Origin of the sequence: Nesterenkonia sp. PF2B19 (assembly GCF_001758425.2) — a bacterium.
In the GTDB taxonomy this organism is placed as follows: domain Bacteria; phylum Actinomycetota; class Actinomycetes; order Actinomycetales; family Micrococcaceae; genus Nesterenkonia; species Nesterenkonia aethiopica.
Genome location: NZ_MDSS02000006.1, coordinates 31,286 through 54,067, shown reverse-complemented (window position 1 = coordinate 54,067; position 22,782 = coordinate 31,286). Strand labels below are relative to the sequence as shown.

Here is a 22,782-nt window from a genome sequence, read left to right as displayed (position 1 = left end):
GCGGGCCTCCTGAGGGTGGTCTTCGGGAGGCTCCCTACCCCGTATCGGCCTGTACCCAGGGTCTGACCAGGGAGGATTGCCAAGGTGGGCACTTCCTCGATGCTCCGTAAGAGGTTCCCGAGAGTTTCCCGATCTGCCCGTGCTGAGCTTTTCCGAGCCCCTCTCCGTGTGGTGATGATGGGGACAAGCCATCCGGACGGCGTCGCGGTCAGCGGCCGAGGCGCCAGGCTCGGAAGGCCTGGAAGACAGACGCGGAGAGTCCGCGGAGCATCACACACGATGCATGACCACGGAGGTGCACACCATGGCTGCAACCGACGCGAACAAGCTTCGTTCCCTGGCCGCCGCCGTCGGCGTCGGCTCGCTGGCGCTTTTCGGCGTGACCGCATGCGACACCGAGGGCGAGGCCCCGGAGGACGCACCGGTCGAGGAGGAGGGCGCTCCCGAGGAGGACCCGGCTGACGAGGGCCTCCCGGAGGAGGACCCGGCTGAGGAGGACCCCGCCGAGGGTGACGCCGGCCTCGAGGAGGACGGTGCCGCTGAGGACGACGCCGCCGACGAGGAGCTCGAGGGCGGCCTGGAGGACGAGGGTGCTGAGGAGGAGGACGGCCTGGACGGCTGATCCGCCCGAGGCGCCCCGGTGCGGTCACGGTCTCCGTGACGCACCGTCGGGACACACAGGAGGCCCCCGACCGGGATCAAGCCGATCGGGGGCCTCCTGCTGTGTGCGTCCGTGGTGACGTCACACGGTCAGGTCACCGGATCAGCCGCTCTTCACGGCGTCCTGGATGCGCTGGCCGATCTCGGCGTCGACGTTCTTCCAGTACTGGAAGGCGTTGGAGAGCACCGGCTCACGGACGCCGTCCAGTGCGCCGGAGACGGTCTCCACGAGGCGATCACGGGCGGCGTCGTCGAAGACCTCCCGGACCAGGATCCCCGGCTGGGTGAAGTCGTCGTCCTGCTCACGCAGCGTGTAGGCGGAGCGGACCAGCTCGCCGTCGGCCTCCCAGCCGTTCTCCACGGGTCCCTGCTCGTCGGACCAGGTCGAGCCCTCCACGGTGTTCGGGGCGTACACCGGCTTGTCGCCGCTGTGGTCGAACCACATGTTGCCCTCGAAGTTGTAGGTGTGGACGGGGTTCTTCGGGCGGTTGACCGGCAGCTGCTGGAAGTTGGTGCCGATGCGGTAGCGCTGGGCGTCCGCGTAGGCGAAGTTCCGGCCCAGCAGCATCTTGTCCGGTGAGTTGCCGGTGCCGGGGACCATGTTGGCCGGGGAGAACGCCGCCTGCTCGATCTGGGCGAAGAAGTTCTCCGGGTTCCGGTTCAGGGTCAGCTTGCCCACCGGGATGCGCGGGTAGTCCGCCTTCGGCCAGGTCTTGGTCAGGTCGAACGGGTTGATCTTGTAGGTCTTGGCGTCCTCGTACGGCATGACCTGCACGTAGAGGGTCCAGGTCGGGTAGTCGCCGTCCTTGATCGCGTCGAACAGGTCGCGGCGGTGGTACTCGGCGTCGGCGCCGGCCAGGCGCTCGGCCTCCTCGCCGGACATGGTGTCGAAGCCGGCGTCGTTGATGAAGTGGTACTTCACCCAGAAGCGCTCGCCCTCGGCGTTGACCCAGGCGTAGGTGTGGGAGCCGTAGCCGTTCATCCGGCGCCAGGAGGCCGGCAGGCCGCGGTCACCCATGAGGTAGGTGACCTGGTGGGCGGACTCGGGGTTCTGGGTCCAGAAGTCCCACTGCATGTGGGCGTCGCGCAGGCCGGAGTCCGGCAGGCGCTTCTGGGAGCGGATGAAGTGCGGGAACTTCATGGGGTCGCGCAGGAAGAACACCGGAGTGTTGTTCCCGACGATGTCCAGGTTCCCCTCCTCCGTGTAGAACTTCAGCGCGAAGCCGCGCACGTCGCGCCAGGTGTCGGGCGAGCCGATCTCACCGGCCACCGTCGAGAAGCGCAGCAGGGTCTCCGTGGTGCGGCCCGGCTGGAAGACGTCGGCCTTGGTGTACTTCGAGACGTCTTCGGTGACCTCGAAGGTGCCGAAGGCACCGGCGCCCTTGGCGTGCGGACGACGCTCGGGGACGTTCATCCGGTTGAAGTGCGCCAGGGTCTCGACCAGGTGGTGGTCATGCAGCAGCAGGGGACCGTCTGCGCCGACGCTGAGCGAGTGGCGGTCGCTCACCGCGGGGATGCCGGCCTGGGTCGTCGACCCGGTGGCGTTCGGGGTGTTGCCAGTGGTCATCACTGTTCCCTTTCTCTCTTCCTTGGGTGTTTCTCGGGTGAGGCAGGTCTGGTCGGCCGCGCGCCGTGGGCCACGACGGCGGACAGCAGGCTCAGCGGGCGGCTGAGCTCTCGGCGGGGGAGGCGGGCGCGCTCTGACGGGCGGCGCACTCGTCGCAGATGCCGCGGAACACGACGTCGGCGACCTCCACGGTCATGCCGAGACCGGGAGGCGGCTGCAGGCATGGGGCCTCACCGGGGACGCATTCGACGTCCTCGATCCGCCCGCACACCGTGCAGATGGCGTGGTGGTGATTGTCATGGGTGCGCGTCTCGTAGCAGGCGGGCGAGCCCGGCGGATCGAAGCGGCGCAGCAGGTCGTGGGCGGTGAGGTCGTGCAGCACGGTGTACACCGACTGCACGGTGATCTCCGGGAGATGCTCGGTGACCTTGGCGTGGATGGCCTCCGCCGGGCGGTGCGGCTCATCGGCGACGGCGTCGAGCACGGCCAGGCGCTGGCGGGTGACGCGCAGTCCGCGGTCGCGCAGCTGGGAGGGCCAGTCGGTCGTCAGGGTCACGAACACCAGTCTGCCCTAGATCTGAGTGATTCACAATTACTGGGGAGCCGTAAGTTCGGCAGGGTTGGCGCCGTTCACCCTCCAAAGGCTGTCGAGTCGACCGCAGGGCTACTTCTTCGCAGGTCAGGTGGATTTCAACTGGCGTTCACGCCTCGTCTGCGTCACCTCTTCCCGCCCCTGGCATCGTGAGGGCGTTCTGCCCCGTCGTCAGTGAGAGGATCCATCACGATGCCCGTCCGAGAGCTGCTCCCCATGCTCGGTCATGTCCGCGGCAAGCGCAGCGCCGTCACCTGCGCGCTGAAGTGCGCCAACGCCTGCGCTGGAGAGGTCTGCAACACCTCCGGCAATGAGACCTTCCGGGAGGTCGCCTCGGCGGCCCTGACCCGACGCCAGCTGCTCGGCGCCTCCGCCGCGGGCGCGCTGGCCATCGCGGTGGGGGCGGCCGCCGGGCCGCAGGCGGCACCGGCGTCCGCGAGCACAGGATCCCGGCTGACGTTCCGTCCGATCAGCCCCGTCCACCGCGACGTCGACGGGCTGATCGTGCCGGAGGGCTACACCTGGGAGCCCGTCATCCGCTGGGGCGACAAGGTCTTCGCCGACGCCCCGGAGTTCGACGCTGGACACCAGACCGCCGAGGCGCAGGCGAAGCAGTTCGGGTACAACAACGACTACCTCGAGATCGTGGAGGTCCCCGGATCGAAGGGGCGTCGGGCGGTGCTGTTCGCCAACCACGAGTACACCAACGAAGACATCATGTTCCCCGAGGGCACCGACGAGGCCACCCGCCGGTCCGTGGGCATGGCCGCCCACGGGCTGACCGTCGTCGAGGTGACGCGGAAGAATCGGAACCATGCCTGGCAGGTCGACGTCGACGGCGTGCGCAACCGCCGCTTCCTGCTGGACACCGAGTTCGAGCTCACCGGTCCGGCCTCCGGCTCGGAGCTGCTGGTCACCGCCGACGACCCCGAGGGCCGGAGGGTCCGCGGCACGCTGAACAACTGCGCCGGCGGTCTCACCCCCTGGGGCACGTTCCTCTCCGGGGAGGAGAACTTCCACGGGTACTTCGTCTCCGAGGGGACCTCCGAGGCGGACCGTCGGTATGGCATCGACGCCGAGCCCACGGTCCGCGGCTGGGAGCAGGACGAGCCCCGATTCGACACCCGGAACCCGGGGTATGAGAACGAGAAGAACCGTTTCGGCTGGATCGTGGAGGTCGACCCCTGGGACCCGGAGTCCACCCCCGTGAAGCACACCAGCCTGGGCCGGTTCAAGCATGAAGGCGCCACCGTCATCCTCTCGGAGTCCGGCCATGCGGTGGCCTACGCCGGTGATGACGAGCGCTTCGACTACCTGTACAAGTTCGTCTCGCGCGGGACCTACGTCGAGGGGGACCGGGCGCACAACAAGACCCTGCTGACGGAAGGCGACCTGTACGTCGCGAAGTTCACCGGGAACTCCCCGGCGGCCGAGATCGACGGGACTGGGGCGCTGCCCTCCGACGGCGCCTTCGACGGCACCGGTGAGTGGCTCCCGCTGCTGGTGGACGGCGAGCCTCAGGTGCCGGGCTTCACCGCCGAGGAGGTGCTGGTCCATACGCGGCTGGCCGCCGACGCCGCGGGGGCCACGGCGATGGACCGCCCCGAGGATGTGGAGCCCAACCCGCACACCGGCAAGGTCTACATGGCCTGCACCAACAACTCTCAGCGCGGGCCGGACGGCGCCGCCGGCGCCGACGAGGCGAACCCGCGGACGGCGAATCGCGACGGGCACGTCGTGGAGATCACCGAACGCGGCGGTCAGACCTCCACGGTGTTCGACTGGACGCTGCTGCTGGTCTGCGGAGACCCCTCCCGGGATGACTCCACCTACTTCAGCGGGTTCCCGGCGGACCAGGTCTCTCCGATCTCCTGTCCGGACAACGTCGCCTTCGACTCCCAGGGGAACCTATGGATCTCCACCGACGGCGCCCCCAGCGGGATCGGTCTCTGCGACGGGCTGTTCAAGGTCCACCTGGATGGGGAGGCCCGCGGCAAGGTGGAGCAGTTCCTGTCCGTGCCCGCCGACGCCGAGACCTGCGGGCCGGTGATCCACGATGACCAGCGCAGCGTCTTCGTGGCCGTCCAGCACCCCGGCGAGGACGGCGTCTGGGGCGACCAGCGGTCGGCGTTCCCGGACTATGTGGGCGAGGACGGGCCGGGGCTGGCCGCCGTGCCGCGCCCCGCCGTGGTGCAGGTGCTCCCCGGCAGGCCGAAGAAGGGAACGGCCGACGCCCGACAGCGCCGGCTCATCGGCGACGTCCACGCCGGGGAGGAGCTGAAGCACGGCCTCGCCACGGGCTGAGGCGCCGGGAGGGATGCGTCGGACCCCGCCGCTAGACTGGTCGCGGAGTCCGACGGATGAGGAGACGACGTGCAGCGACAGGTGCGCCGACAGGTCACCGCGGCGGACGTCGCCGCCCGGGCCGGGGCGTCACGCAGCGCCGTGTCGCTGGTGCTCAACGGGCGTGCCGACGGCAACGTCGCGCCAGCGCTCCAGGAGCGCATCCGAGCCGCCGTCGAGGAGCTCGGCTACATCCCGCAGAGCGTCGGGCAGTCGCTGCGCAGCCGCAGCACCCGGACCATCGGCGTCATCACCGATGAGATCGTGACCTCGCCCTTCGCCGGCGGCATCATCAGCGGGGCCGACGCCGTCGCGCGGGAGTCCGGCTACATGGTCATGGTGGCCGACACGGAGGGCGAGGAGGCGCGCATCGGGCGGATGTGCGAGGTCTTCTTCGCCCGCAACGTCGACGCGCTCATGCTCGCCACCGGAGGGCTGGTGACGGTGGACCCTGCGGAGACGTTCTTCTCCGCGCCCGCCGTGCTGGCCAACTGTCTGGATCCCTCACGACGTGCTCCCGCGGTGATTGCCGACGAGGCCGACGGATCGGTGCAGGCGGTGCGCCATCTGCTGGAGCTCGGTCACCGGGACATCGCCCTGCTGTGCGGCACCGAGGAGTCACCGGCCACCCCCCTGCGCAGGGACGGTTTCCTGCAGGCCGCCGGGGAGGTGGCCACGCAGGTGGTCCCCTGCGGCTGGGAGATCGCCGAGGGCTACCGTGCTGCCTCCGCGTTTCTCGACGGCGCCGCGCCGCCCACCGCCGTGCTGGCCTCGAACGACCGCACGGCGGTGGGAGTCCTGCTGGCTGCCGCGCATCGCGGCGTGGACGTCCCCGGTGACCTCTCGGTGGTCGGGGTGGACGACCAGGCACATGTGGCCGCTCAGGTGGTCCCTGCGCTGACCACGGTGGCGCTGCCCCACCAGGACATCGGGCGACGGGCCATGGAGATCCTGCTCACCGGGATCTCCAGGGCGGACACGCAGGCGCCTCACGAGCCGGAGCTGCTGCCGACTCAACTGATCAGGCGGGACTCCACGGGCGCAGCGCCCACCAGGTGACGGCGGCACCCTGGGGGATCAGCTGCCACTGCTGCCCCGGCGCGGGTTCCGCCCGCACCGTGCGCGCCGGCCCGTCCTCCCGGTAGACCTCGATGATCGACCGGTCGATCACGATCCGGGAGGCGGGCCCGCTGTAGACCGTCTCGGCCGTCTCCGATCCCGTGTCCGATCCCGTCTCCGACCCCGTCAGCGGACTCGTGGGCATCCGCAGCGTCACGACTGCCGGGCTCCCCGTCGAGCCGTGGGGCTCGAGACGACGTCACAGCGTCCGGGAGGACGACGACGTCGTCGTCGGCACGGTGCGCCGGGCCCTCGCGCCATCCCTCGCATTCCGGGGCGGGCCGGCTGACCAGTGCGCCGTCCTGCAGCGTGAGCACCCGGGGCCAGGTGAGCAGTCCCGACCACCCGGCCGCGTCGCTGAGCTCCTGAGCACGGCGCTCGCGGGCCCACCCGATCATCAGCGCCCGGTCGGGCTCGGCGAGCACCTGCGGCGCGTAGAAGCTGGGGCCGTCGTCGACCGCCGAGGTGCCGACGATGCGCGGAGTGGGGACCGTCGTGGGGGCTCCATGCGGCGCGGCGTCTGCAGGGGCGGCGTCCTCGATCTCGAGCAGCAGAGCCTGGGTGTCGCCGAGCTCGTGGCCGCCGTCGGGCCTGCGGTGCCACCGGGACACGACCAACGCCCAGGTCTCGGTGCCCGTCAGCCGCACCAGCTGCGGGCACTCCCAGATGTCGCGTCGACGGCGGCGGGAGCCTGACCGGAGCTCAGCCAGACGCCGTGATACGTCCACCGGTCCAGATCCTCGGCGTCATAGAGCAGGACGGCGGCCTGTCCGTCCGCCAGTCCTGCGCCCTGCAGCGCCCACCGGCGTCCCGCGATGCGCACCAGGAACGGATCCCGCACCCCGATGACCCGATCGTCCTCGGGCATGCCGGCGGCCACGTGACGCTCGGCCGACCACTCACGCAGGTCCGCGGAGCCTCGGGCCAGGGTCACCTCCGAGGCGTTCTCGATGCCCTGGACCCCGCTGTAGACGGCCACGGGGGCGCCGTCGTCGTCGAAGCCCATGACGCCGGACCAGCACCCGTCGCGGTCCGGACCGTCGGTCGAGGGGACGAGTGCCACGGGTTCCTCGGTCCAGTCCACGAGGTCCGGGGAGGAGAGGTGGCCCCAGTGGATCCGGTCGTGTCGGGCGGAGCGCGGATTGTGCTGGAAGAACACGTGCCAGACGCCGTCCACCCGGCACAGGCCGTTGGGGTCGTTGAGCCATCCCCTCGCGGGCCGGGGGTGAGCCACGGGGAAGGCGGGGTCCGGGTGGGAGGCGGTGGGGCTGGGCATGGAGTCCTTTCCGTGGGTGGCCACGAGCGGGTCGGTGGTGAGAGGGGCGGCAACGGTCATTTGCCGGCTCCGGCGGTGAGGCCTTCGCGCAGATAGCGCTGCCCGAAGAGGAACACGATGAGCGCCGGAATCATGGAGAGCACCACACCGGCCAGCACCACTGAGATGCTCCCGGTCCCGAGGTGCCCCTGCAGGGAGACCAGGCCCAGGGGCAGCGTGAAGTTCTCCTCCGAGTTGACCAGCACCAGCGGTCGGAAGAACTCGTTCCAGTGGTAGTTGAAGGCCAGGATGCCCACGATCGCCATGCCGGGAGCGGAGAGCGGCAGGTACACGGATAAGAACACTCGCCACGGCCCGGCGCCGTCCAGGGAGGCGGCTTCGGCGTAGTCGCCGGGGAGGTTGAGGAAGTACTGCCGCATCAGAAACGTCCCGAAGGCCGTCGGGACCGCCGGAATGATGAGCGCCAGCAGGGTGTCGGCCAGCCCCATGCCCCGGATGAGCATGAACACCGGGACGATCGTGACCTGCACGGGGATCATCATGGTGGCCAGCACCAGGGCGAAGAGGAGCCCGGAGCCCCGGAACCGCATGCGGGCGAAGACGTAGCCGGCCATCGCCGCGGTGAGCATCTGCCGCCGGCGATCAGCGCGGTGACCAGCGCGGAGTTCAGCACCAGCCGGGTGACGTCGATCTGGGTGAAGACCTCGCGGTACGCCGAGACGTCGAAGCCGAGGGGGATGAAGTGCGGCGGCAGGTCGAAGGACTCCGCCGGCGCTCGCAGGGAGGTGGACAGCGTCCACATCACCGGGCCGAGCACGGCCACGGCGGCGACGATCATGAACAGCAGGGCGGCGGCCCGCGAGGGAGAGGGCAGGCGCAGGCGTCGGCGGGGTCTGTCGGTGACAGGCTGGAGGGTGGTCATGGGTTCAGAGCTCCTTCGTCCACGGCGCGACGGCACGGAGGCGGCGGCGTCGGACGGTTCACTGGTAGAAGACGAATCGGCGGGAGAGGCGGAACTGCGCCCAGGTGATGAGCATGATGATGAGCATCAGCACCAGTCCGGCGGCCGAGGCCAGCCCGAACTCCAGGCGCTGGAAGGCGGCCTCGAATACCACCATGACGGCGGAGCGGGTGGAGTCGCCGGGTCCTCCGCGGGTGAGCACGTAGGGCTGGTCGAAGACCTGCAGGGCCATGATCATCGCGGTGACGGAGGCGACCAGCAGCGAGGGGGAGACCAGCGGGAAGGTGACGTTCCTGAAGGCTCCCCAGCCGCGGGCGCCGTCGAGCTCGGCGGCCTCGTAGAGCTCCTTCGGGATGGAGGCGATCCCGCCCAGCAGGATGAGGAAGGAGAATCCGAAGTTCTGCCAGACGAAGACGAAGATGACGACGGCGGCGGCACCGGTCGGCGTCGTCAGCCAGGGGACGTTCGGGATGCCGACCAGGCCCAGCAGCCAGTTCACGACGCCGAACTGCTCGTTGAACAGGTAGCTCATGAAGATGGAGACCCCTGCGGCCGAGAGGACCAGCGGGAAGAAGAACGTGGAGCGGAAGAACAGCCGCAGCCACTCGGGCATCCGGGACTGGACCATCACGGCCAGGAACATCGCGAGGCTGAGCTGCAGCGTCACGGCGACGATCACGAACACGATGGTGTTCAGGAAGGCCGTGCGCACCGTGGGGTCGGCGCCGAGGGTGAGGAAGTTGTCCACGCCGGCGAATTCGGGGGCTGAGAGCAGGTCCCAGCGGAAGAACGCCAGGGCCAGGGAGCCGGCGATCGGCAGCAGGGTGAAGATCCCCATGCCGACCACGGTGGGGGCCAGCAGAAGCAGGATCACCCAGCGTTCGGAGCGGGAGCGGCGACGGGGAGCGGGGGAGGCTTCGCCGACGACGCCGCGGCGTCGGCGGGTCCGGCCGGCGGTGTGACAGGTGCGGTGGTGGTCATGTGGTCTTCTCCATGGCGACGGTGAGTTCACGGTCGAGGCGGTCCAGGGCCGTCTCCAGCTGGGCGGGGCCTCCGCTCATGCCGAGGGCGACGTTGCGGGCCAGGGCGTTCTCCACCTCCGCCTGCTGGGGCGGGGCGGGAATGGGCCCGGAGGAGGGGAACTCGTCGAGGGTGTCGTAGAAGACCTTCCAACTGCGGGGCCCGGTCTCGCGGTAGAAGGCCTCGTTCACCATCGAGCGGCGGGTCGGGGTGGTCGTGGGCTCTGGCATCGCCAGCTCCATGGACTCCTTGCGCGTGGTGAACTCCAGCCAGCGCCAGGCCTGGTCCTTGCGCTCGGAGGTGCGCATGATCGAGTAGCCGGCGGTGCCGAACTGGTGGCGCTGGCTCCGCCACCGAGGGAAGTACTGGACGTCGAAGTCTTCCTCCGACATCCCGTTCTCATGCAGCCCCTGGGCCCAGTAGCCGCCGGCCGGGGTGGCGCCGATGCGGTCTGCGGCGAACAGGCCGATCAGCGATGTCCCGCCGCCCTCCTCCGGGCGGATGCTCAGCCCCTCGGAGACCCAGCTCTGCAGCCGCTCGAAGGTCTCCACGACGCGGGGGTCGCCGACGTTGGAGGACGTCCACCGGTAGCCGCCCTGGCGGCCTGCCGTCTGCTCCGGGGTGTAGAACCGGTCCCAGAGCCAGTCGCCCCCGTCGAACCGCTCCTCGGTGAGGATGCTGGTGTCGTTGGCGTAGAGCAGGGGACGATTCCGCCGAAGAGCCGGTTGGTCCAGAAATAGGGGACGAACCCGCCGTCTGCGGTGTCCCGCATGGTGCGCAGCATGTGCTCGAACTCGTCGATGTCCCAGTCCGGGGAGGGCATGTCCAGCCCCGCCCGTTCCAGGGTCGGCAGGTTGAGGTACATGTTGGCCGCGTTGAAGTCCAGCGGCAGCACGTAGAGGCTGCCGTGGTACATGAAGGCTTCGATGAGGGATGGGTGGACGTCGCTGAAGTAGTCGGTCAGCCGTGTCTGGTCCTGGGTGATCCAGTCGTCCAGCGGTTCGGCGAGCCGCTCGGCGAAGAGCTGCGCGCCCTCGGTGGCGACGTAGACGACGTCGGGTGCGGTGCCCGCGGCCACCATGGTGAGGATCTTGGTGAAGAAGTCGCCCCAGTCCACGGCCTGGATCGCCTCGATTCGGACCGGAATGTCCGGGTGCTCGGCGGTGAACTCGTCGGCCAGGGCCTGGCGGCGGCGGCGTCCGCGCCGGTGCCCTGGATGGCGACGCGCAGGACGTCCTCGCCGCGGCCCGGGATGTCCTGGCCGGAGAGCCGGGGCCACGCGGCGACCGTGCCGCCCAGGGCGGCGAGCCCGCCGACGCCGAGCAGCGTGCGTCGGGTGATGGTCCGTGACTGTGATGAGATGTGCATCCTGCCTCCTAACACGTGTGAGGAAATGTACTGTGAGTCAGAGCACACGTCAAGCCGCGCAGGTCAGCGCTGCGAGATGCAGGCCGGAGTCGTGATGCGGCAGATCGACGCGGAGAGATTCCGCAGGAGTGTGGGACGAGGAGGCGTCGCGGCGATAGACTGTCTCGGGACTGCGGCCGGGAGCCGGAGCTCCGTCTCCCACGGCATGTCTCTGCGACGTGCCAAGCGCCCCTCCACGAGGCCGGGCCGCGGTCGTCCCTGAACGCACAGCGAGGAGACCGCGTCGATGACCACTGCCGAGTCCACCGTGAACATCAACACTGCGCCACTGTCCGAGGTCGACCCCGAGATCGCCCAGGCGATCTCCGACGAGCTGGGGCGCCAGCGGGGGACTCTCGAGATGATCGCCTCCGAGAACTTCGTGCCGCGAGCGGTGCTCGAGGCGCAGGGGTCGGTGCTGACCAACAAGTACGCCGAGGGGTACCCGGGTCGGCGCTACTACGGCGGCTGCGAGTTCGTCGACGTCGCGGAGAACCTCGCGATCGAGCGCGCCAAGGCGCTCTTCGGCGCGGACCACGCCAACGTCCAGCCCCACGCCGGCGCGCAGGCCAACGTCGCCGTGATGACGGCCTTCCTCAAGCCCGGGGACAAGCTCATGGGCCTCTCGCTGGCCCACGGCGGACACCTGACCCATGGCATGAAGCTGAACTACTCGGGCAAGTTCCACGAGGTCGCCGCCTATGAGGTGGACCCGGAGACCGGTCTGATCGACATGGAGAAGGTTCGGGAGCAGGCGCTCGCCGAGCGTCCGGACATGATCGTGGCCGGCTGGTCCGCCTACCCGCGGCAGCTCGACTTCGCCGCGTTCCGTGAGATCGCCGACGAGGTCGGCGCCATCCTCTGGGTGGACATGGCCCACTTCGCCGGCCTGGTGGCCGCCGGCCTGCACCCGAACCCGGTGCCTCACGCCGACGTCGTCACCACCACGGTGCATAAGACGCTGGCGGGCCCTCGCTCCGGCATGATCCTCTGCAAGGAGGAGCACAAGAAGAAGATCAACTCCGCGGTGTTCCCCGGCCAGCAGGGCGGGCCGCTCATGCACGCCATCGCCGCGAAGGCCATCGCGTTCAAGATCGCGGCCTCCGAGGACTTCGCGGCGCGCCAGCGGCGCACGGTCGCCGGCGCACAGATCCTCGCCGAGCGCCTGGTGGCCGACGACGTCACCGCCCACGGGGTCAACGTGCTCACCGGGGGCACCGACGTCCACCTGGTGCTGGTGGACCTGCGGAACTCGGAGATGGACGGCAAGCAGGCCGAGGACCTGCTCCACGAGGTCGGCATCACCGTCAACCGCAATGCTGTGCCGAACGACCCGCGCCCGCCGATGGTGACTTCCGGGCTGCGCATCGGCACCCCGGCGCTGGCCTCCCGCGGCTTCGGCGACGTGGAGTTCGCCGAGGTGGCGGACATCATCGCGGAGGTGCTCAAGCAGGGGGCCGCCGGCCAGCCCGACCTTGAGCCGCTCAAGGCCCGGGTCGCCGCGCTGGCCGCCGACTTCCCGCTCTACGAGGGCCTCGAGGAGTGGTGATGGCTCAGCAGGACACGACGACGGCACGTCGCCTCGACGGCAAGGCGGCCTCCGCACAGATCCGCGCGGAGCTGACCGAACGGGTGGCGGCGCTCAAGGAGCAGGGCGTCACTCCGGGCATCGCCACCGTGCTGGTGGGCGCGGACCCGGCGTCGCAGCTCTACGTGGGGATGAAGCACAAGCAGTCCCAGGCCATCGGGATGAACTCGATCCAGCGGGAGCTGCCGGAGGACGCCACGCAGGAGCAGGTCGAGGCGCTGATCGACGAGCTCAACGCGGATCCGGCCTGCCGCGGCTACATCGTCCAGCTGCCGCTGCCGAAGCACCTCGACACCGACCGGGTGCTGGAACGCATCGACCCGGCCAAGGACGCCGACGGGCTGCACCCGGTCAACCTGGGTCGTCTGGTGCTCAACGTCAACGAGCCGATCCACACGCCGCTGCCCTGTACTCCGCGCGGAGTCATCGAGCTGCTGCTGCGCCATGACTATGACCTCGCCGGCAAGCACGTGGTCGTCGTCGGCCGCGGCGTGACCATCGGCCGCTCCATCGGGCTGCTGCTGACCCGTCGCGAGCTCAACGCTACGGTGACCCTCACCCACACCGGCACGGTGGACATGTCTCACCACCTGCGGCAGGCTGACGTCATCGTGGCCGCCGCCGGAGTGAAGCACCTGGTGCGTCCGGAGGACGTCAAGCCCGGCGCCGCGGTGCTCGACGTCGGCGTCACCCGGGAGCCGGACCCTGACGGAGGCAAGGCGAAGGTCTACGGGGACGTCCACCCCGACGTCGCCGACGTCGCCGGCTGGCTCTCCCCGAACCCCGGGGGAGTGGGCCCCATGACGGTGGCGCTGCTGATGACCAATGTGGTGGAGGCCGCCGAGCTGCAGGCGGGCTGAGGCGGCCGTTCCTCCCCCATCGAGTGGCCACGAATCCCGGCTTCTCCCCACGCGACACGGCGTGTCCTCGGGGAGATCGCGGGATTCGTGGCCACTCGCGTGTCACCCGTCGGCAGTGTCGCCCGTCGGCAGTGTCACCCGTCGGCAGTGTCACCCGTCGGCAGTGTCACCCGTCGGCAGTGTCACCGGCCGGCAGTGTCAGGTTGCTCGTAGGCCCGCCCAGTTGAGGCGGGTCAGCCGGGCCGCCTCCTCGGCGTCGCCGGCGCGCAGCGCTGTCAGGATCTGCTCATGCTGGGCGGGGGAGTCGGCGCCGGTGAGGCTGCCGAAGTGGAGGTGCTCGGTGCGTCGCAGCAGGGCGACCACCTGGTCCAGGGCGTCATCCAGGACCGGGTTCTCCGCCCGCTGCAGCGCCACGGCGTGGAACGCCTCGTCTGCGGCGACGGCGGCGGGCGCGTCCCGGTCCTCCAGCGCCCGGGCCAGTCTGTCGTTGGCCTCGGCCATCTGCACCAGATCCTCGGGTGTGATCCGGGGTGCGGCGCTGCGGACGGCCAGCTCATGGAGTGCTGCGGCGACGTCACGGGCATGGGCCACACGCTCCGGATCCTCCTCGGCCACGGTGGTGCGGCGACCCGGCTGGGCGTCGACGAGCCCCTCTCGCTCCAGGCGCAGCAGGGCTTCCCGGATCGGAGTGCGGGAGACTCCCAGCCAGTCCTCCAGGTCGGCATCGCGCAGCAGCTCACCGGGGGAGAGATCCCCGGTGACGATCGCCTGACGGATGGTGCGGTGGACCTCGTCGCGCAGCAGGGTGCGGCGGTGGACGCCGCGAGCCGCGGGGACGGGCATGGTCGGCTCCTCAACAGGTGGGGCGGCGTCGGGGGCCGCGGGCGGGCAGGGTCGTCTCGGGCAGGAACGTCTCGAGCAGAATCGCGACTCGAGCAGGGCCTTGACATCATCGCATCCACCGCGTGGAATGCTGAGTGCAATATATCGCATATCGTCGGGACGGCCGGTGCCGCCCTGGCCCATCCCGAGGAGCCCCATGGCCATCACCGACTTTCCCCGCTACGAGCTGACCTTCGGCCCCAGCCCCGTCCATCGGCTGGATCGGCTCACGGCTCATCTGGGCGGGGCACGGATCTGGGCGAAGCGGGAGGACGTGAACTCAGGCCTGGCCTTCGGCGGCAACAAGACGCGGAAGCTGGAGTACATCGTCCCGGACATCCTGGCCTCCGGCGCGGACACGCTCGTCTCGATCGGTGGCTACCAGTCCAACCACACCCGTCAGGTGGCCGCCGTCGCCGCGCGGCTCGGCCTGAAGGCGCGTCTGGTCCAGGAGCGCTGGGTGGACTGGGACGACCCCGTCAACGACAGGGTCGGCAACATCCTGCTCTCCCGCCTCATGGGCGCCGACGTCCGTCTGGACGACGCCGGCTTCGACATCGGCATCCGCTCCAGTTGGGAGGAGGCCATCGCGGAGGTCGAGGCCTTGGGTGGCACGCCCTACCCCATCCCGGCCGGCGCCTCGGAGCACCCGCTCGGTGGCCTGGGCTTCGCGAACTGGGCCTATGAGGTCGCCGCCCAGGAGCGCGAGCTCGGCGTCTTCTTCGACACGATCGTGGTCTGCACGGTCACCGGATCCACCCATGCCGGGATGATCGCCGGATTCGCGGCCCTCGAAGAGGCCGGCGGTGGCCCCCGGCGGGTGATCGGCATCGACGCCTCCGCCACGCTGGAGAAGACCCGCGCCCAGGTCGAGCGGATCGCCCGGCACACCGCCGAGCTGATCGGGCTGGGTCGGGAGCTGCGCGCCGAGGAGATCACCGTGCTGCCCGGCTGGGCGGGTGAGGAGTACGGCATCCCGGTGGAGTCCACCGTCGAGGCGATCCGCACCACCGCCCAGCTGGAGGGTGTCATCCTCGACCCGGTCTACGAGGGCAAGTCCATGGCAGGGCTGATGGACCTGGTCCGCGAATCCGAGATCCCCGCCGACTCGACGGTGCTCTATGCGCACCTCGGCGGGCAGCCGGCGCTCAACGCCTACAGCCAGGTCTTCTGAACGGCGCCCCGGCTGGGCAGCTGTCCAGGGCCGCAGCCGCTCAGCGCAGGAACAGCCGACGCATCCGCAGCGTCGCCACGGTCATCCCGACGGCGACCATCACCAGGTAGTAGCCGATGTGCACCAGGGTGAGCCCGCTGAAGGAGAAGGCGGCGATGTCCCGCATCAGCTCCACCGCGTGCCACAGCGGCAGCGCCTGGATCATCCACTGGACACCGGCCGGGTAGACGTCGATGGGGAACAGCGTGGCCGAGAACAGGAACATCGGCATCATGACCATCATCATCCAGTCCATCTGCTGGAACCGGCTCATGAAGGAGGTCACCGCCATGCCCACCGACGCGAAGCCCAGGGCGATGAACAGGGCCGTGACCAGCATGATCACGGCGGCCAGCGGACTCACCAGGCCTGCGGCCACCAGCACCGTGAGGAAGCCGAGCGCGTAGATCCCGCCGCGGAACAGCGCCAGCAGGATCTCCCCGACGGCGACGTCCAACGGGCCCAGCGAGGTTGCCATCATCGACTGGTAGAGCTTGGTGATCTTCAGCTTGAAGAACACGTTCCAGGTGGAGTCGAAGACCGCGCCGTTCATCGCGGAGACCGCCAGCAGAGCGGGCGCGATGAACGCCGCGTAGCTCATCTCGCCGCCGTCGGCGGCCTGCACTCCGGAGATCATGGGGCTGATGCCCAGGCCGAAGGAGGTCAGGAACAGCACGGGCTCCAGGAATCCGGAGAGGAAGATGACCCCGCGGTTGTTCCGGATGGCCGACATCCCCCGGGAGAACACCGCCCGGATGTTGCCCGAGTAGTAGTTGCCGACCGGTCCGGTGCGGACCTTCACCGGTGGGGTGCCCGGTGCGGGCGGCCCGGCCGCCAGGTCCTTGGCCTCCAGTCGGGCCTCCCGCTTCAGTCGAGACTTCTCGCCAGGGGTGCGGCCCCGCCATTCGCTCAGCCCGAGACGTCGGATGTAGATCCTCCGCACCCACAGCCAGGCCGCGCCGGCCAGGACCAGCAGGTAGCCCAGATGCACCGCGGCCATCCCCAGGGTCATCGGCTGCCCGAAGGCCAGCAGGCGCCCGAGCTCATTGGCATGCCAGATGGGGGAGACCCAACCGATGAGCTGCAGCGGTCCGGGCAGGTTGGTCAACGGGTAGAACGTGCCGGAGAACAGGAACAGCGGCATGATGATGAACCGCTGGATCAGCGCCGCGTGGCCCTTCTCATCCCGCAGGGAGGCGATGTAGGCCATGATAGGCAGCCCCAGGGCCAGCGACCCCAGGGCTGCGGTGAACACCTGCAGCCAGGCCCAGGGGCTCGTGGTGGCCCCGAAGGCGACCAGCACGGCGGTGAACACCACGCCGTGGACGCCGAACCGTGCGCAGACGGCCAGAATGTGCCCGGAGGCGATCTGGGTGGGCGTCAGCGGGGAGGCCTGCGCACCGTAGTAGATGCGCCGCCACTTGAACTTCTCCATGACCGGAAAGGTGAACTCGATGCCCGCTGACATCGCCATGGTGGAGGCCAGGATCGCCGGACCGATGTACATCAGGTAGGACTCGGCGCCGTAGGCGGTCAGGTCCGCGCGGTCGCCCACCAGCACACCGAGGCCCAGGCCCATGGCCAGGATGTACAGGATCGGCTGGGCGATGGAGCTGGTCAGGATCACCACCGCATAGGCGCGCATGCCGCGCAGCGTGTGCTCCGCCTGGTACAGGATCCCGCGGGACCGCACCCGGGAGGCCAGCGCCGCCTTGTCCGCGGCCGGCGACGACGGCGCGGCGCCGGGTCCCGAGGAGGTGACGTCGGAGGGCCGCGTCTCAGTCAATGAGGCTCCTCCCGGTCAGCCGCAGGAACACGTCCTCCAACGAGGACCGGCGCACCAGGGAGGTCACCGGACGGTGACCGGCGGCGTGGACCTGCTCCAGGGCCTCCTCGGCCCGCTCGGCGTAGACCAGCAGGCGGTCCGGCAGCACCTCGATGCGGTCGAAGCCGGCGTCGCCGGGCGTCAGGACGCCGGTGAGCTCCTCTGCCTGCTCGGCGTTGCGGTCCATGCCGAAGCGCAGTTCCAGGACCTCCCGGGTGGAGTGCTCCCGGATCAGCCCCGAGGGGCTGCCCTCGGCCATGATCCGGCCGTGATCCACCACGATGAGCCGGTCGCAGAGCTGCTCGGCCTCATCCATGTGGTGGGTGGTCAGCACCAGGGTGGTGCCGGTCTCCTTGAGCCTGAAGAGGCGGTCCCACAGCACATGGCGGGCCTGCGGGTCCAGCCCGGTGGTGGGCTCGTCCAGCAGCAGCACGTCAGGCTCGTTGACCAGGGCGCGGGCGATCGTCAGACGCCGCTTCATGCCTCCGGAGAGGTCCTCCACCCTGGCCTTGGCCTTCTGGGTCAGCTGCGCGAACTCCAGCAGCTCCTCGGCCTTGCCCAGCAGCCAGCGGCGCGGCAGGCCGAAGTAGCGGCCGTACATGATGATGTTCTCCCGGACCGTGAGCTCCTCGTCCAGGTTGTCCTGCTGGGGGATCACGCCCAGCCGGGCGCGGACCTCCGGGCCCTGCTTCTCGGGGTCCAGGCCGGCCACGGACAGCTCGCCGGCGGTGCGGGAGGCGACGGCGGCGATCATCCGCATCGTGGTGGACTTTCCGGCACCGTTGGGCCCCAGCAGACCGAAGGACTCGCCGCGGGCCACGCTGAAGTCGATTCCGTCGACGGCGGTGAAGTCGCCGTAGCGCTTCGTCAGGCCGACGGCGGTGATGGCGTCGGAGGGGGCGGCTCCGCCGTCGGGGCGGGAGCTGACGGCGTCGGCGGCCGCGGGCGCACGGGTGGCACGGGCAGAATCGGGCATGTGGCGCAGTTTACGCGGGCAACCACCGCCTGACCAGGGCTCCGCCGGGTTCTCCGCTGTCAGCGGCGGCGGGTGAATCATCCTCACGGTCGATGTGCCCGGCGCCCTCATCCTGAAGAATGATCACCGTTCCATCACCCGCTTCCATCCCATGGAGAGGACATCACCATGTCCACCCCTGTCCTCGAGACGGAGAACCTGGTCAAGGTGTACGGCCGAGGGGCCGCACGCTTCGACGCGCTGAAGGGGCTGACCTTCGAGATCCACGACGGCGAGTCCGTGGCGATCGTCGGCAAGTCCGGCTCCGGCAAGTCCACCCTCATGCATCTGCTGGCCCTGCTGGACGAGCCGACCGCCGGCGTCGTCGCCTTGGAGGGCAGGCCGGTCTCGCAGCTGGACCCGAAGAAGGTCTCCCGCCTGCGCAACGAGACCTTCGGCTTCGTGTTCCAGCAGTTCTTCCTCAACGCGAACCAGTCTGTGCTGGACAATGTGACCCTGCCGCTGAAGATCGGCGGGTGGGGCCGATCCCAGCGCAACGAGCGCGGCATGGAGGTCCTGGAGCAGCTGGAGATCGCCGACAAGGCGAAGAACCGCGCCACGGACCTCTCCGGCGGGCAGAAGCAGCGCGTCTGCATCGCCCGTGCCCTGGTGAACCGGCCTTCGGTGATCTTCGCCGACGAGCCCACCGGCAACTTGGACACCGCCACCTCCGAGGTGGTGGAGGACATCCTGTTCGGCCTGCACCGTGATCAGGGGATCACGCTGGTGGTCGTCACCCACGACGAAGATCTGGCCGGCCGGTGCGAACGCCGCCTGCATATGCAGGACGGGCTCATCGTGGCCGAGGAGCACGGCGTCATCACGCCCGGGCAGCTGGACACGACGTTCGACCCGGCCCAGCTGGGCCTCGAGGATGAGGAGGACCGGGCATGAGGGCTCTCGACGTCACCCGGACCGCATTGGGGAACACCATGCGGTCCAAGCTCCGCACGTTCCTGACCGTGATCGCCATCGTCATCGGCGCGTTCACGCTGGCGGTGACCACAGGGCTGGCCGCCGGTGTGAACCAGACCATCGAGGACATGGTCGACGGCTACGGAGACCAGGACCAGATCTATGTGATGCAGGCCAGCGCCATGGGCCAGGGAGAGGACACCGGCCCGGGCCCGCAGGAGTACGACCCGGACACCGCCGGCCAGCAGAGCGAGTTCGGTCAGGCGATGCTCACCGAGGAGGACATCGAGACGATCGAGGGGATCGACGGGATCACGAACGTGGACCCGATCTTCTTCGTCTCGCCGGACTACCTCGAGGCCCCTGACGGCGGGCAGTACCTGCTCAGCGAGCTGGGGCTTCCTGCCGACGCCTCGGGCATGGAGCTCGTGGCCGGCGAGACCCCGGCCCGGGACTCCATGGAGATCACGGTCCCGGAGACCTGGCTGGCCATCTTCGACGACGCGGACGACGACTACGAGGACGTCGACCCGGAGTCGGTCCTGGGCGAGACGGTGGAGCTGGGCATCTCGGACATGGTCCGCGAGTCGCACACCGTCGAGGCCGAGGTGGTCGGCGTCTCGGTGCAGAACCTGGCCGGCATCGGCGGGTCACCCATGCCCTCGCACGCTCTGAACGATGAGCTCTACGAGATCCAGAGCTCCGGGCTGGACGTGGAGCAGGACGACGCCTTCGTCCAGGCCGCCGCCGACGTCGAGGACATGGAGGCCTTTGAGGACTCCATCAAGGAGGCCCTGCAGGAGGAGGGCCTGGTCGGTCTCACGGTCGAGGACTTCATGGGCATCATCCAGACCGTCATCGACGCCATCGCGTGGGTCCTCTACGGCTTCGCGGTGATCGCCCTCATCGCGGCCTCCTTCGGCATCGTGAACACTCTGCTGATGTCGGTGCAGGAGCGGACCCGGGAGATCGGGCTGATGAAGGCGCTGGGCATGTCCGGCGGCCGGATCTTCGGGCTGTTCTCCATGGAGGCCGTGATGATCGGTCTGCTCGGATCGCTCATCGGCGTCGGCGGCGGTGTGCTCACCGGTGTGGTGGCCAATGCCCTGCTCACCGGCAGCGGCGGGCCGCTCGGCGACGTCGGCGGACTCATCCTCTATGCGGTGAGCCCCGTGGCGATCCTCAGCATCACCGGGCTGGTGGTGGGCATCGCCTTCCTGGCAGGAACCCTGCCGGCGGCGCGTGCGGCGAAGAAGGACCCGATCGAGGCCCTACGCTACGAGTAGGCGCCCAGGTAGTGTGAAGGACATCATCGTGAGAAGGAGAGAGTCGTGACCAGCTCGCCCTATGGGGACCCCCAGCATCCGAACCCGCAGGACCCGAACCAGCAGCCGGGTCAGAACCCCTACCAGCAGCCGAGCCCCGAGGGGCCCAAGTTCGGCACCGACCCCTATGACCCGAACGCGGTCGGCGGGCCGATGGCCGAGCCGACCAAGTTCGGCCTGCTGAAGAAGCTCACCCTCGTCTCTCTGGGGATCTACGTCCTCTCGGGACTCGTCGGGATGTTCCAGGCGACGGATGAGGACGCGGTGCGTGAGCAGTTGGCGGCCCAGGGCATGGCCGTGGACGAGGAGACACTCTCCTTCGCCATGGTCGGGGGATGATCTTCGCCGCCGTCATGCTCATCATCCCGGTGGTGCTCTACATCGTGGCCTACCTCGGCATCACCAAGGTGAAGAACTGGGGCAGGATCCTCGGCACCGTGTTCGCCGCACTCGGCACCCTGTTCACGCTGTGGGGCCTCACCGGCATCGGGATGATGCTGGACACGGGGGCGATCGGCATCCTCTCGCTGGTGCTGTCCATCGCGTTCATCGCGGTGAACGTCTACTGGTTCCTCACTGCGTTCACCAAGGACGTCAGCAGGTACTTCGAGCAGGGGAAGGTCGCCTGACGGCCCACAACCGCTGGAGAGCATCAGAAGGGGCGGGGTCCACCACAGGGGTGGGTCCCGCCCCTTCTGCCGTCCGGGGTCGCACACGGTCGGGAACCGGCCCGGAACCGTTGCCCGGGGACCGGGCGTCGGGAAGACTGCTTCCGACCATCGCCGACCGGAGGGCAGATCCATGACCATGGAGTTCACGGTGGACGAGCAGGGGCGCCCGGAGGCCCCGCTCGCCGGCGGGGAGCTGGAGACCCTTCTGGGGTTCCTGGAGTTCCATCGGGCGACCCTCGCCCACAAATGCGCGGGGCTCGACGCCGCGGGGCTGGCTCAGCGGGTGGAACCCTCCACCATGACGCTGGGCGGGCTGTTCAAGCATCTGGCCTTGGTGGAAGACCACTGGTTCTCCGTCACGCTCTTCGCCCGCGAACCGGCGGAGCCCTGGCTCAGCGCGGACTGGGAGGCAGACGAGGACTGGGAGTGGCACTCCGCGGCCGCAGATTCTCCCCAGGAGCTGCGGGCTCTGTGGGAGCGGTCTGTGGAGGCGTCGCGGCGGCTCACCCAGCAGGCCCTCAACGACGGCGGCCTGGAGAGATCCGCCGACCGCGCCCGGCCCGACGGCGCCGTGGTCACGCTGCGGTTCATCCTGGTGCACGCGATCGAGGAGTACAGCCGGCACAATGGCCACGCAGATCTGCTGCGCGAGTCGATCGACGGTCAGCGGGGGGAATGACGAGCCAGGGGTGAACCGATCAGATGCCGGTGCCGGCCGACGCCCCGTCATCTCACGTCCCGTACTGATCAGCCTACGTACTGATCAGCCCATGTACGGATCAGCCCACGTACTGATCAGCCCACGCGCTGATGATCTTCCCTGCCCGCGCGGCCTGGCCGTCAGCAGTCAGCAGGTGGTCCGAGCCCTCGAGGGCGACGAAGCTGCGGGGATGCTTCGTGGCCCAGAAGAGCGTGCTGGCGTTGTCGATGCTGACAGTGTTGTCCGTGGGGGAGTGCATCACCATGAACGGCAGGGACAGGGCGCGGATCTTGTCATCGATGTCCGCACGGCGCACGTCCTCGACGAAATCACGTTTCAGCGTGAGCGCTCGGCCGCCGACCAGCCACTCGGCCTCACCGTCAGCCACAGCACGGTCGGCGATCGCGTCGAAGTGATGCTCCACATGGCTCGGATCGGCGGGCGCCCCGATGCTCACCACGGCGCGGGTGCCGGGGGATCGCTCGGCTGCGGCGATCACCGCGGCCCCGCCCCAAGAGTGGCCCACGAGGATGTCCGCCGGGGTGCCTCGCTCCGCCATGAACTGGCACGCCCGGACGGTGTCGTCGACCTTCACGGTGAAGGATCCGTCGCCCCAATCGCCGTCTGAGTCTCGGAGGCCGAGGGCATCGAAGCGGAGCATGCCGATCCCTTCGGCGGCGAGCTGCTTGCACATCCGCGAGGCGGCCGGAGTGTCCTTGCCGAGGGTGAAGCCGTGGACGAACACGCCCCACCCGCGGACAGCACCCTCGGGCAGGTCGATCCGGCCGGCCAGCATCGGCCCGGTCGAACTCGGAAACTGGACTGATTCACCCATGATCACTC

General features: G+C 69.4%; 20 protein-coding genes and 2 pseudogenes. 11 read left to right on the top strand and 11 right to left on the bottom strand.

Translation table 11 applies throughout. The features are described from left to right. The first annotated feature begins 304 nt into the window (after positions 1–304). Positions 305–622 (top strand): hypothetical protein, encoded by a 318-nt coding sequence (locus BCY76_RS03040; RefSeq protein ID WP_139827584.1) that lies wholly within the window; start codon positions 305–307, stop codon positions 620–622. A 141-nt stretch (positions 623–763) separates the two neighbouring features. On the opposite strand, the gene BCY76_RS03035 is transcribed toward BCY76_RS03040, so the two are convergent. After that, a complete protein-coding gene (locus BCY76_RS03035) occupies positions 764–2,227 on the bottom strand; it encodes a catalase (protein WP_070159644.1) in 1,464 nt (487 codons plus the stop codon). 91 nt (positions 2,228–2,318) lie between these two features. Further along, positions 2,319–2,783: a Fur family transcriptional regulator gene (locus tag BCY76_RS03030; protein WP_237089930.1), complete on the bottom strand. Its 465-nt coding sequence runs from the start codon at positions 2,781–2,783 to the stop codon at positions 2,319–2,321. Between the two features lie 228 nt (positions 2,784–3,011). Here BCY76_RS03030 and BCY76_RS03025 point away from each other — a divergent pair, with 228 nt between their 5' ends. Both BCY76_RS03025 and BCY76_RS03020 read left to right on the top strand, forming a co-directional pair. Continuing rightward, positions 3,012–5,123, top strand: a complete 2,112-nt coding sequence (locus tag BCY76_RS03025; protein ID WP_085437144.1) for a PhoX family protein — start codon at positions 3,012–3,014, stop codon at positions 5,121–5,123. 69 nt (positions 5,124–5,192) lie between these two features. After that, positions 5,193–6,221: a LacI family DNA-binding transcriptional regulator gene (locus tag BCY76_RS03020; protein WP_237089929.1), complete on the top strand. Its 1,029-nt coding sequence runs from the start codon at positions 5,193–5,195 to the stop codon at positions 6,219–6,221. Here BCY76_RS03020 and BCY76_RS19800 read toward each other — a convergent pair. The 5 genes and pseudogenes from BCY76_RS19800 to BCY76_RS03000 form a co-directional block, all read right to left on the bottom strand. After that, positions 6,176–7,009 (bottom strand): hypothetical protein, encoded by an 834-nt coding sequence (locus BCY76_RS19800; RefSeq protein WP_272896810.1) that lies wholly within the window; start codon positions 7,007–7,009, stop codon positions 6,176–6,178. The genes BCY76_RS03020 and BCY76_RS19800 overlap by 46 nt on opposite strands. Continuing rightward, positions 6,919–7,557, bottom strand: coding sequence for a glycoside hydrolase family 32 protein (locus BCY76_RS19795; protein ID WP_272896809.1), 639 nt, complete (start codon positions 7,555–7,557; stop codon positions 6,919–6,921). The genes BCY76_RS19800 and BCY76_RS19795 overlap by 91 nt, the downstream gene beginning before the upstream one ends. Before the next feature lie 56 nt (positions 7,558–7,613). Then, positions 7,614–8,479: pseudogene (locus BCY76_RS03010) on the bottom strand (carbohydrate ABC transporter permease). A 58-nt stretch (positions 8,480–8,537) separates the two neighbouring features. Next, entirely contained in the window at positions 8,538–9,392 is an 855-nt protein-coding gene (locus BCY76_RS03005; RefSeq protein ID WP_237089937.1) for a carbohydrate ABC transporter permease, read from the bottom strand. Positions 9,393–9,495: 103 nt separating this feature from the next. Then, positions 9,496–10,906, bottom strand: a pseudogene (locus BCY76_RS03000) (extracellular solute-binding protein). A 286-nt stretch (positions 10,907–11,192) separates the two neighbouring features. Between BCY76_RS03000 and glyA the strand changes: the two are divergent. Further along, positions 11,193–12,494 carry a serine hydroxymethyltransferase gene (gene glyA, locus BCY76_RS02995; protein ID WP_070162518.1) on the top strand — a complete coding sequence of 434 codons (1,302 nt, stop codon included), beginning with the start codon at positions 11,193–11,195 and terminating at the stop codon, positions 12,492–12,494. Next, entirely contained in the window at positions 12,494–13,393 is a 900-nt protein-coding gene (locus BCY76_RS02990; RefSeq protein WP_070162516.1) for a bifunctional methylenetetrahydrofolate dehydrogenase/methenyltetrahydrofolate cyclohydrolase, read from the top strand. Before glyA ends, BCY76_RS02990 begins: the two co-directional genes overlap by 1 nt. A gap of 198 nt (positions 13,394–13,591) precedes the next feature. Here BCY76_RS02990 and BCY76_RS02985 read toward each other — a convergent pair whose 3' ends face one another. Continuing rightward, a complete protein-coding gene (locus BCY76_RS02985; RefSeq protein ID WP_070162514.1) occupies positions 13,592–14,236 on the bottom strand; it encodes a GntR family transcriptional regulator in 645 nt (214 codons plus the stop codon). A 196-nt stretch (positions 14,237–14,432) separates the two neighbouring features. Here BCY76_RS02985 and BCY76_RS02980 point away from each other — a divergent pair, with 196 nt between their 5' ends. Then, positions 14,433–15,449 (top strand): 1-aminocyclopropane-1-carboxylate deaminase, encoded by a 1,017-nt coding sequence (locus BCY76_RS02980; RefSeq protein ID WP_070162512.1) that lies wholly within the window; start codon positions 14,433–14,435, stop codon positions 15,447–15,449. 40 nt (positions 15,450–15,489) lie between these two features. On the opposite strand, the gene BCY76_RS02975 is transcribed toward BCY76_RS02980, so the two are convergent. Beyond that, entirely contained in the window at positions 15,490–17,274 is a 1,785-nt protein-coding gene (locus BCY76_RS02975; protein ID WP_237089928.1) for an ABC transporter permease, read from the bottom strand. Then, positions 17,267–18,289 (bottom strand): ABC transporter ATP-binding protein, encoded by a 1,023-nt coding sequence (locus BCY76_RS02970; RefSeq protein WP_083277797.1) that lies wholly within the window; start codon positions 18,287–18,289, stop codon positions 17,267–17,269. Before BCY76_RS02970 ends, BCY76_RS02975 begins: the two co-directional genes overlap by 8 nt. Before the next feature lie 168 nt (positions 18,290–18,457). Between BCY76_RS02970 and BCY76_RS02965 the strand changes: the two genes are divergently transcribed. The 5 genes from BCY76_RS02965 (at position 18,458) to BCY76_RS02945 (ending at position 21,918) form a co-directional block, all read left to right on the top strand. Next, complete coding sequence (locus tag BCY76_RS02965; protein ID WP_083277796.1) at positions 18,458–19,222, top strand: ABC transporter ATP-binding protein; 765 nt, start codon at positions 18,458–18,460, stop codon at positions 19,220–19,222. After that, positions 19,219–20,529 (top strand): ABC transporter permease, encoded by a 1,311-nt coding sequence (locus BCY76_RS02960; protein WP_070162510.1) that lies wholly within the window; start codon positions 19,219–19,221, stop codon positions 20,527–20,529. The genes BCY76_RS02965 and BCY76_RS02960 overlap by 4 nt, the downstream gene beginning before the upstream one ends. A 45-nt stretch (positions 20,530–20,574) precedes the next feature. Next, on the top strand, positions 20,575–20,907 hold the full coding sequence (locus BCY76_RS02955; RefSeq protein ID WP_085437143.1) for a hypothetical protein: 333 nt from the start codon (positions 20,575–20,577) through the stop codon (positions 20,905–20,907). Continuing rightward, a complete protein-coding gene (locus tag BCY76_RS02950; protein WP_070162506.1) occupies positions 20,904–21,197 on the top strand; it encodes a hypothetical protein in 294 nt (97 codons plus the stop codon). The genes BCY76_RS02955 and BCY76_RS02950 overlap by 4 nt, the downstream gene beginning before the upstream one ends. A 172-nt stretch (positions 21,198–21,369) precedes the next feature. Next, positions 21,370–21,918, top strand: coding sequence for a DinB family protein (locus BCY76_RS02945; protein ID WP_070162505.1), 549 nt, complete (start codon positions 21,370–21,372; stop codon positions 21,916–21,918). A gap of 100 nt (positions 21,919–22,018) precedes the next feature. On the opposite strand, the gene BCY76_RS02940 is transcribed toward BCY76_RS02945, so the two are convergent. Continuing rightward, entirely contained in the window at positions 22,019–22,774 is a 756-nt protein-coding gene (locus BCY76_RS02940) for an alpha/beta hydrolase family protein (protein WP_070162520.1), read from the bottom strand. Positions 22,775–22,782: the final 8 nt, after the last annotated feature.

Coding starts and splice junctions, on each gene's coding strand:
- BCY76_RS02940 (WP_070162520.1), bottom strand. CDS start 22,774: ATGGGTGAATCAGTCCAGTTTCCGAGTTCGACCGGGCCGATGCTGGCC.
- glyA (WP_070162518.1), top strand. CDS start 11,193: ATGACCACTGCCGAGTCCACCGTGAACATCAACACTGCGCCACTGTCC.
- BCY76_RS03035 (WP_070159644.1), bottom strand. CDS start 2,227: ATGACCACTGGCAACACCCCGAACGCCACCGGGTCGACGACCCAGGCC.
- BCY76_RS02960 (WP_070162510.1), top strand. CDS start 19,219: ATGAGGGCTCTCGACGTCACCCGGACCGCATTGGGGAACACCATGCGG.
- BCY76_RS02965 (WP_083277796.1), top strand. CDS start 18,458: ATGTCCACCCCTGTCCTCGAGACGGAGAACCTGGTCAAGGTGTACGGC.
- BCY76_RS02980 (WP_070162512.1), top strand. CDS start 14,433: ATGGCCATCACCGACTTTCCCCGCTACGAGCTGACCTTCGGCCCCAGC.
- BCY76_RS02970 (WP_083277797.1), bottom strand. CDS start 18,289: ATGCCCGATTCTGCCCGTGCCACCCGTGCGCCCGCGGCCGCCGACGCC.
- BCY76_RS03025 (WP_085437144.1), top strand. CDS start 3,012: ATGCCCGTCCGAGAGCTGCTCCCCATGCTCGGTCATGTCCGCGGCAAG.
- BCY76_RS03040 (WP_139827584.1), top strand. CDS start 305: ATGGCTGCAACCGACGCGAACAAGCTTCGTTCCCTGGCCGCCGCCGTC.
- BCY76_RS02945 (WP_070162505.1), top strand. CDS start 21,370: ATGACCATGGAGTTCACGGTGGACGAGCAGGGGCGCCCGGAGGCCCCG.
- BCY76_RS19795 (WP_272896809.1), bottom strand. CDS start 7,557: ATGCCCAGCCCCACCGCCTCCCACCCGGACCCCGCCTTCCCCGTGGCT.
- BCY76_RS02985 (WP_070162514.1), bottom strand. CDS start 14,236: ATGCCCGTCCCCGCGGCTCGCGGCGTCCACCGCCGCACCCTGCTGCGC.
- BCY76_RS02990 (WP_070162516.1), top strand. CDS start 12,494: ATGGCTCAGCAGGACACGACGACGGCACGTCGCCTCGACGGCAAGGCG.
- BCY76_RS02950 (WP_070162506.1), top strand. CDS start 20,904: ATGATCTTCGCCGCCGTCATGCTCATCATCCCGGTGGTGCTCTACATC.